This is a genomic window from bacterium (genome assembly GCA_035308905.1).
Taxonomy (GTDB): domain Bacteria; phylum Sysuimicrobiota; class Sysuimicrobiia; order Sysuimicrobiales; family Segetimicrobiaceae; genus DASSJF01.
Map to the genome: position 1 here is coordinate 20,905 of DATGFS010000028.1, position 7,490 is coordinate 28,394.

Below are 7,490 nucleotides of genomic sequence, written 5' to 3' on the forward strand. Positions count from 1 at the left end.
ATCGCCATACTGCGGAAAGAAGATCTCCGTGGATCACTTGGCGGCGGCCGCGCGCGGCGGCAGAACCCATCCGTACACGGTCGTCCATTATCTCAATCAGTTTGCGGCGGGCATCGGCGCGGAGAAAAGCGCGGACCTGCGGCCGCGATGGATCGACGGGCCGGTCGGGCCGGGGAAGCTGCTCGAGGCGGCGCTCGCGCCCGCGGGCCGTGTCGTCGGGACGGTCGTCTGCGGCGATGACTACATCGCCATGCACGGCGACGAGGCGATCGCGGCCGTCCTGTCCCATGTCCGGGAGGCCAAGGCGGACGCGCTGATCGCCGGCCCCGCCTTCGGCGCCGGCCGGTACGGCGTCGCGTGCAGCACGGTGTGTCAGGCGTGCCGGGAGCAGCTCGCGATTCCGGCGATCGCCGCGATGCATCCCGAGAACCCCGGCGTGGACGTGGCGCGGCCGACGCTCATCGTGCCGACGGCCGACACAGCCCTCGGCATGCCCGACGCCGTCCGGACGCTTGCGCGGCTCACGCTCACGCTGTGCCGGGGCGAGGCCCTCGGGCCGGCGGCGGCAGAGGGCTATCTGCCGACCGGCGTCAAGAAGAACGTCCGCGCCCAGCAGAACGGCGCGCAGCGCGCGGCGGCGATGCTGCTCCGGAAGATCGCCGGCGCGCCGTTCGCGACCGAAATCGCGGTGCCCCGGGTGGACCGCGTGCCGCCCGCACCCGCGCTCGACGACCTCCCTCACGCGACGGTTGCCCTCGTGACGACGGGCGGCATCGTTCCCAAGGGCAACCCGGACCGGCTGGAGTCGCGGCGCGCGTCGAAGTGGCTCAAGTACTCCATCGCCGGCCGGTCGGACCTCGGTCCCGACGAGTTCGAATGCATCCACGGCGGGTTCGACGGCACCGATACCAACAAGGATCCGGACCGCGTGACGCCGATCGATGCGCTGCGCATCCTGGAGCACGACGGCGAGATCGGGCGCCTGTACGACTGGATGTACGTCACGACCGGCAACGCCGCGCCGCTCGACCGCGCGCAGAAGTTCGGGCGCGAACTCGCGGACGAGCTGCGGCGCGAGGGGATTCGCGCCGTCATCTTCACCGCCACCTGAGGGACCTGTAATCGTTGCGGCGCAACGATCGTCAACGAACTGGAGCGCGCGGGCATCCCGACGGTGATGTTTTCCGCTCTGCATCGGATTCCGTTCTCGCTCGGCGTGAGCCGCATCGTGCCCTGCCCGCTCATCACGTGTCTCCTCGGCGACCCGAACCTGCCGCCGGACGAGGAGCGCGCGCTGCGGGTCACGATGCTGCGGCGGGGGCTCGCGGCGCTGCGCACGGCTGTCCAGGGCCCGACGGCGTTCGCGGGCCCTTGATGGGCGGCCCCGGGGCCCGGCCGGTCGTCAGGGCGGCGCAGTTCGTGCTGGCGCATGTGCCCGGGCTGGTGCTGTCGGGCTCGAAGCCCCGCCGGGAACTGGCGAGGGACGGGGATGTGCGCGGCCGCGTGTGTGAGCGCCTGCGATCGTGCGAGGACGCCACGGCGTATCCGCCGCACCAGGTCATGCTCGGGACGATCCCCCCGGCCGCGCTGGACGCGATCCCGAGACCCTGGCACCTCCACCCGATGCCGGCCGCGCGGCCGGAGGGCCCGGCCGGCGTCCTCATCGACGACGTCACGTTCTATGGATGGCTGGCCCGAGGGGACGCGGCGCGCTTGGTCCGCCTCCACGAAGCCTTCGCTCCCCGCGTGGCCGGGCTGCTCCACGGCGCGCGGGTCGCGACCGCCGGCGACGACGAGTGGGCGCGGGCCCTTCGCGAGGGGGCGGAGCCGTTTTACTACGACCGGGACCGGCCCGCCGGATTCGTGCTGCCGGGGCACGACCAGGACGAATCGCTGAGCGGCGCCGTGCTCCTGGAGAACCTGGCCGCCAAGGTGACGGGCGCGCTGGCGCTCCGCCGCCTGGTCGAGCGCTCGGGCGCCGCCGAGCCGATCGAGTTCCTCATCGGGTCCGGCGAGGAAGCCGTCGGCGACCGCTATCAGCGGGGCGGCGGCAACCTGGCAAAGGCCATGGGGGAGCTCGCGGGCGTGACCACGGTCGGCGGCGTCGACGTCAAGGCGTTCTGCGCGGGACCGCTGCACGCGCTGCTGCTGGCGGGGTCGCTGGTGGCGAGCGGCATGTACCGGCGCGTCGCCGTGGTGGCCGGGTGCTCGCTCGCCAAACTGGGGATGAAGATGCTCGGGCACCTCGCGGCCGGCTATCCGATTCTGGAGGACGTCCTGGCCGGCGTCGCGATCGACGTGGCCTGCGACGACGGACGAAGCCCCTTGCTGCGGCTGGATATGGCGGCCGTGCAGCGCATCGACGTGGGCTCCGCGCCGCACCGGGTGCTGGACGCGCTGGCCGCGGCGCCGCTGCGTTCCCGCGACCTCCGGCTGGTCGACGTCGACCGGTTCGCCGTGGAGCTGCACAATCCGGACATCACCGAGCCGGCGGGGTCGGGCAACGTGCCCGCGCAGAACTACCAGCTGCTCGCGGCGCTGGCCGCGACCGCGGGGGAGATCACGCGGGACCAGATGCCCGGGTTCATCCGGGAGCACGGCATGCCGGGATTCTCGCCGACGCAGGGCCACATCGCCTCGGCAGTGCCGTATCTGCCCCACGCCATCGCGGCGCTGCGGGAGGGCGCCGCGAAGCGCGTGCAGTTCATCGCCAAGGGCAGCCTCTTTCTCGGACGGATGACGGCCATGGGCGACGGCGCAAGCTTCGTCCTCGAGAGTCAGGCATCGTAAGACGGACGGCGGAAGGGAGGGACCGCATGGTCGATCTCAAGGACAAGCTGGTGCTGGCGCTGGGAGAACGGGACGGCGTGCCTGCTCCGGCGCTGCAGGCCTGCGTTGAAAGCGCGGGCGGGCAGGTGATCTACGCCGAGACGCAGTGCTTCGTCTGAACGTCGGCGGGGGCCATGGATCTCGAGGAACAGGCGGCCATCCAGCGCCTGGTGCAGGGCGGTGAGCAGGGTCGCATGATCGTGATTCTGGGAACGCCCAATTCCTCGAGCACGCAGATGGTCGCGCTTACCCTGACCCAAGGCGACCCAAGCTACGCCGGGCCTCTGGCCGGAGTCCCGTTGGGACTCCCCGTGTACCACATTCTCGAAGAGGACGTGCGGGCGGCGATCCCGGCGGATGTCTACGCGCGGGAGATCGGGCCCATGGAGTTCGTGCTGGACAAGGACGGCATCGCGACCGCGCTCGAACGGGTGCGGCACGCGTAGGGGCCGGCGGATCGGGAGGGAGCGCGCGTGAGACTGGAGGTGGCGTCGTTTCCCGTCGGGCGGGCGGTGTTCGGGCCGAAGACGGCGCTCGCGGGCGACACGCTGTCGATCGACCGCGGGGAACTGACGGAACGCATCCTCGCCAAGACCGCGGCTCTGCGCGCCGTGCGCATCGACCTCGTCTGCCCGGGAGAGGCGGCCCGGATCATCCACGCCCTCGACGTGGTGGAGCCGCGGTGCAAGGTCGAGGGGCCGGGACGGGTCTTTCCTGGGTTCCTGGGCGAGCCGCTCACCGTCGGGCAGGGCCGGACCCACCGCCTCGCCGGCGCCGCGGTTGTCGCGACCACGCCGGTGATCTGGGAAGACAACGGGATCAGCGTGAAGGAGGCGGTGATCGACATGGTCCCGCCGGGCGCCGCCTACACGCCGTTCAGCCGGACGGCGAACGTCGTGCTGTCCTTCGACCTCGACCAGGGCGCCGGGTTTTCGCAATGGGACCACGACATTCGCCTCGCCGCGCTGACCGCCGCGGAGTATCTCGCGCAGTGCACGGCCGCCCTGCGCCCGGCCCCGGAGGCCCTCCGGGTCTACGATCTGCCCCCGGGCGCGAGACGCGGGGACGGCGGGGCGGGCCCCCGGCTGCCCCGCGTGCTATACGCGTGCACGCTCATGACGGAAGGCTCGGTGCACAACACGTTCGTCTACGGCCGGAAGGTCGCGGGCCTCCCGGCGTGGCTCCACCCCAACGAGTTCATGGACGGCGCGATCGTCTCGGGAAATCATCATATCGCCGCGGACCGAAACCCGACCTACTTCCAGCAGAACAACCCCGTGATCGAGGCGCTCTACGCGGGGCACGGTGACACGTTGGAGTTCGGCGGGGTCATCGTCGAAGAGACCCAGCAGATTTCGTTCGCCGACAAGGAGCGGGCGGCGAGCCAGACGGCCAAGCTGGCGCGGTGGCTGGGGGCCGACGGCGTGGTCGTGACCCACGATACCGCGGGCCACGCCGCGGTGAATCTGATGCTGACCTGCCAGCGGTGCGAGCAGCTCGGCATCCGGACGGTGCTGGTGGTCAACGAGCTGAACGGGCCGGACGGCACGGACTTCGGCCTGGTCTTCGCGGTGCCGGAGGCCGACGCGATCGTCAGCACCGGCAACAAGGACCAGATCATCCGTCTCGCTCCGGTCTCCACCGTGGTCGGCGGGGACGCGATCTGGGACTGGCGGGGCTACGACGATCCGGTCGAGGGGAACGTTCGCGACGGATTTTCGACCTCGCTGCGCCGGCTGTACTGCTCGACGACCCAGATCGGGGCCGAGGCCCTGACGTCGGCCGCCTTCTAGCGCCGGCGCGCCATCGCCGCCCCCGGTACGCAGCCGGTGACCCGGGCCGCCCTCCGCCGTCTGTTGTGGCCGGAGTCCGTGGCCGTCGTCGGCGCGAGTCCGGCGGGGCAGTGGACCCGCCACATGATCCCCAGCATGCGGCGGCTCGGCTACCGGGGCGAGATCTTCCCCGTCAACCCGCAGTACCGCGAGGTCGAGAGCCTCCGATGCTATCCGGCCGTGGCGGAGATCCCGAAGGCGCCGGACGCCGTGATGATCGCCGTGCGGCGGGACGCCGCGATGACCGCGGTGGAGCAGTGCGCGGCGCGCGGTGCCGGCGGGGCGGTGGTGCTGGCCGGCGGCTTCGCGGAAATCGGTCCGGAGGGCGCGGCGCTGCAGGATCGCCTGCGGGACGTCGCGGGGCAGGCCGGCATGGCGATCCTTGGCCCCAACTGCCAGGGCTACATCAACTGCGTGCACCCGTCGGCGCTCTGGATGGACGAGATCTTCGAGCCCCTGCGTCCGGGCGGCATCGCCATCGTGTCCCACAGCGGTACCGTCGCCACCGGCATCATGAACCAGCTGTACCGGCGGGGGCTGTACCCGAGCTGCGTCCTGTCGATCGGCAACGAGGCCGTCGTAACGGCCGCGGAGCTGATCGAGGCGTGCGTGGACGACGCGGCCACCCGGGTGATCGCCGCCCACCTCGAAACCATCCGCGCGCCCGAACGGTTCTTCGCCGCATGCGACCGGGCCGCCGAGGCCGGGAAGCCCGTGGTGGTCTTGAAGGCGGGACGGTCTCCCGCCGCGCAGGCGGCCGTGATCGCACACACCGCCGCGCTCGCGGGCCCCGATCGCCTCATCGACGCGCAGCTGCGCCGGCACCGAGGCGTCCGCGCGGGCTCGCTCGACGACCTGGTGGAGACGTGCGCGGCGTTGTCGGGTCGGCGGATCGTCAGTTCCGGATGGACGGCGTTTGCCCTGTCCGGAGGGCACATCGAATTGGTGCTCGACGCGGCGGCGTCCGGCCAGGTCACGTTCCCAGCCGTGCCGCCTGCGGCCGCGGCGAAGATCCGCGAGCGCCTTCCCGCGTATCTGCCGCGCGCGGTCGGCAATCCGATCGATACGGCCGGCGTTCCCCTCGAGTGGCTGCCGGAGATCGTTGCGGCGGAGCCTGGGATCGACGGCGTGATGTTCGTGGTGCAGACGCGGCGGCGCCCGACCGGCGTCCCGGATCTGCTCACGGCGACGCTCGCGACGGCGGAGGCGCTCCACGACACGAGCGACAAACCCGTGATCGTGCTGTCGGCGAACAGCGACCTCGAGCCGTCGGTCGCGGACCGGCTGGCCCCGCGCGGCATCCCGGTGCTCGCGGGCATCGAGGCCGGCCTCCGCGCGCTGGAGCAGGCGTACCGGTACCATCGTCCGGTCCCGCCGCTGCTCGCGGACCAGGGCGTGGACGCGGCCGGGCTCCGGCGGCTTGCCGCGCTCCGGGCGCCGCTCGCCGGGCGGGCCGCGCTCGACCTCGTGGCCGGCGCCGGCGTGCCGGTCGTACACTCGATCGAGGCGGCGGGGCCGGACGCCGCCGTCGCCGCCGCGGACCGTCTCGGCTATCCCGTGGTGGTGAAGACCGGCGCGGGCGATGTCCTGCACCGGTCCGAAGCCGGCCAAGTGTTCGTGGACCTCGGCACCCCCGAGGCGGTCAGGCGCGCGGCCGGGGCCGTGCGGCCGCCGGTCCTGGTGCAGCCGTGCCTTGCCGGCGTCGAGTTCATCCTCGGACTGGAGAGCGATCCGGCGCTGGGCACGTGCGTGCTGGTGGGCGCCGGCGGCGTGCTGGCGGAAGTGCTCGACCGGGTCGCGGTGCGCGGCGTGCCGCTGCGCGCCGGCGACGCCGCGGAGATGCTGGCCGAGCTCCCGATGCAGCGGCTGTTGGACGGATACCGCGGCCGTCCTCCCGTGGACCGGGCGGCCGTCGCCGCGGTGATCGAGCGTGTGGCGGCCGTCGGCGCGGCGGCGGGGGCGTCGCTCGCGTCGCTTGACCTCAACCCCGTCATCGCCTCGCCGGCGGGCGTGTATGCCGTCGACGCGCTGATCGTCCCGCGCCGATAACGGCCGCGCAGCGCTAGAGGATTTCGCGGCACCCCACGGTAATGGTCGCATCGTGACAGCGCGCCCGCGGGAACGGATGCCGATGCGTCTCGAGATGCCGGCGTTTACGGTGTCTCATTTGGACTGGGGACCGGAGACCGCGCTCGCCGGCGAACGTCTGACCGTCAACCGGCCGGAAATCGACGCGCTCGTCCGCAACCCCGAGGCGTTCGCGTCGGTCCACGTCGATATCGTGCGTCCGGGCGAGCCGGCGCGCCTGCTCAACGTGATCGACGCCGTCACGCCGCTCGTCAAGGTCGCCGGGGAGTCGTGCGCGTATCCCGGCGTCGCGGGCCCGGCCCTGACGGCGGGCTCCGGCGTGACGCACCGGATGGACGGCGTCTCTGTCGTCACCTGCGGCGTGCCGCCGAAGCCGCCGACCGGCGCCCAGAGCACGAAGCCGGCGTTCGTCGACATGTTCGGCGACGCCGCGCCCTACTGCGACGCTTCCGACACCCGCAACCTGGTGATCGTCACGAGCCCCGTCCCCGGCCTGTCGAACGAGGACTACGACTCGGCCGTGCGGGACGCGGCGCACCGCGTGGCCCGGCGGCTCGCCGAGACGACGCGCGACCGGGCGCCGGACGCGGTGGAGACGTTCGAGCTCGGCCCGGCGGACGGCCTGCCGCGGACCGTCGTGGTGATGCAGCTGATGGATCAGGGGCCGCTCATCCGGACACTGCTCTACGGCCACCATCTGGGAGAAGACTTCGTCCCCACGCCGGTCCACCCGAACGAGCT

The 7,490-nt window shown here is 72.3% G+C and carries 6 protein-coding genes; all 6 read left to right on the top strand.

The window, feature by feature from the left end; genetic code table 11:
• The first annotated feature begins 28 nt into the window (after window positions 1-28).
• A complete protein-coding gene (locus VKT83_08090; protein ID HLY22415.1) occupies window positions 29-1,375 on the top strand; it encodes a glycine/betaine/sarcosine/D-proline family reductase selenoprotein B in 1,347 nt (448 codons plus the stop codon).
• Window positions 1,375-2,790 (top strand): glycine/sarcosine/betaine reductase complex component C subunit beta, encoded by a 1,416-nt coding sequence (gene grdC / locus VKT83_08095; GenBank protein ID HLY22416.1) that lies wholly within the window; start codon window positions 1,375-1,377, stop codon window positions 2,788-2,790. Before VKT83_08090 ends, grdC begins: the two co-directional genes overlap by 1 nt.
• A gap of 26 nt (window positions 2,791-2,816) precedes the next feature.
• Window positions 2,817-3,275 carry a glycine/sarcosine/betaine reductase complex selenoprotein A gene (gene grdA / locus VKT83_08100; GenBank protein HLY22417.1) on the top strand — a complete coding sequence of 153 codons (459 nt, stop codon included), beginning with the start codon at window positions 2,817-2,819 and terminating at the stop codon, window positions 3,273-3,275.
• A gap of 27 nt (window positions 3,276-3,302) precedes the next feature.
• Window positions 3,303-4,622 (top strand): glycine/sarcosine/betaine reductase component B subunit, encoded by a 1,320-nt coding sequence (locus VKT83_08105; GenBank protein HLY22418.1) that lies wholly within the window; start codon window positions 3,303-3,305, stop codon window positions 4,620-4,622.
• A 36-nt stretch (window positions 4,623-4,658) separates the two neighbouring features.
• On the top strand, window positions 4,659-6,710 hold the full coding sequence (locus VKT83_08110) for an acetate--CoA ligase family protein (protein ID HLY22419.1): 2,052 nt from the start codon (window positions 4,659-4,661) through the stop codon (window positions 6,708-6,710).
• Between the two features lie 82 nt (window positions 6,711-6,792).
• Window positions 6,793-7,490 (top strand): glycine/sarcosine/betaine reductase component B subunit (locus VKT83_08115; GenBank protein ID HLY22420.1); only part of this gene is annotated, 698 nt, incomplete at its 3' end.

What these genes read in the sequence shown, in the direction of transcription:
- grdC (HLY22416.1), top strand. Translation starts at nt 1,375, where the DNA reads ATGGGCGGCCCCGGGGCCCGGCCGGTCGTCAGGGCGGCGCAGTTCGTG.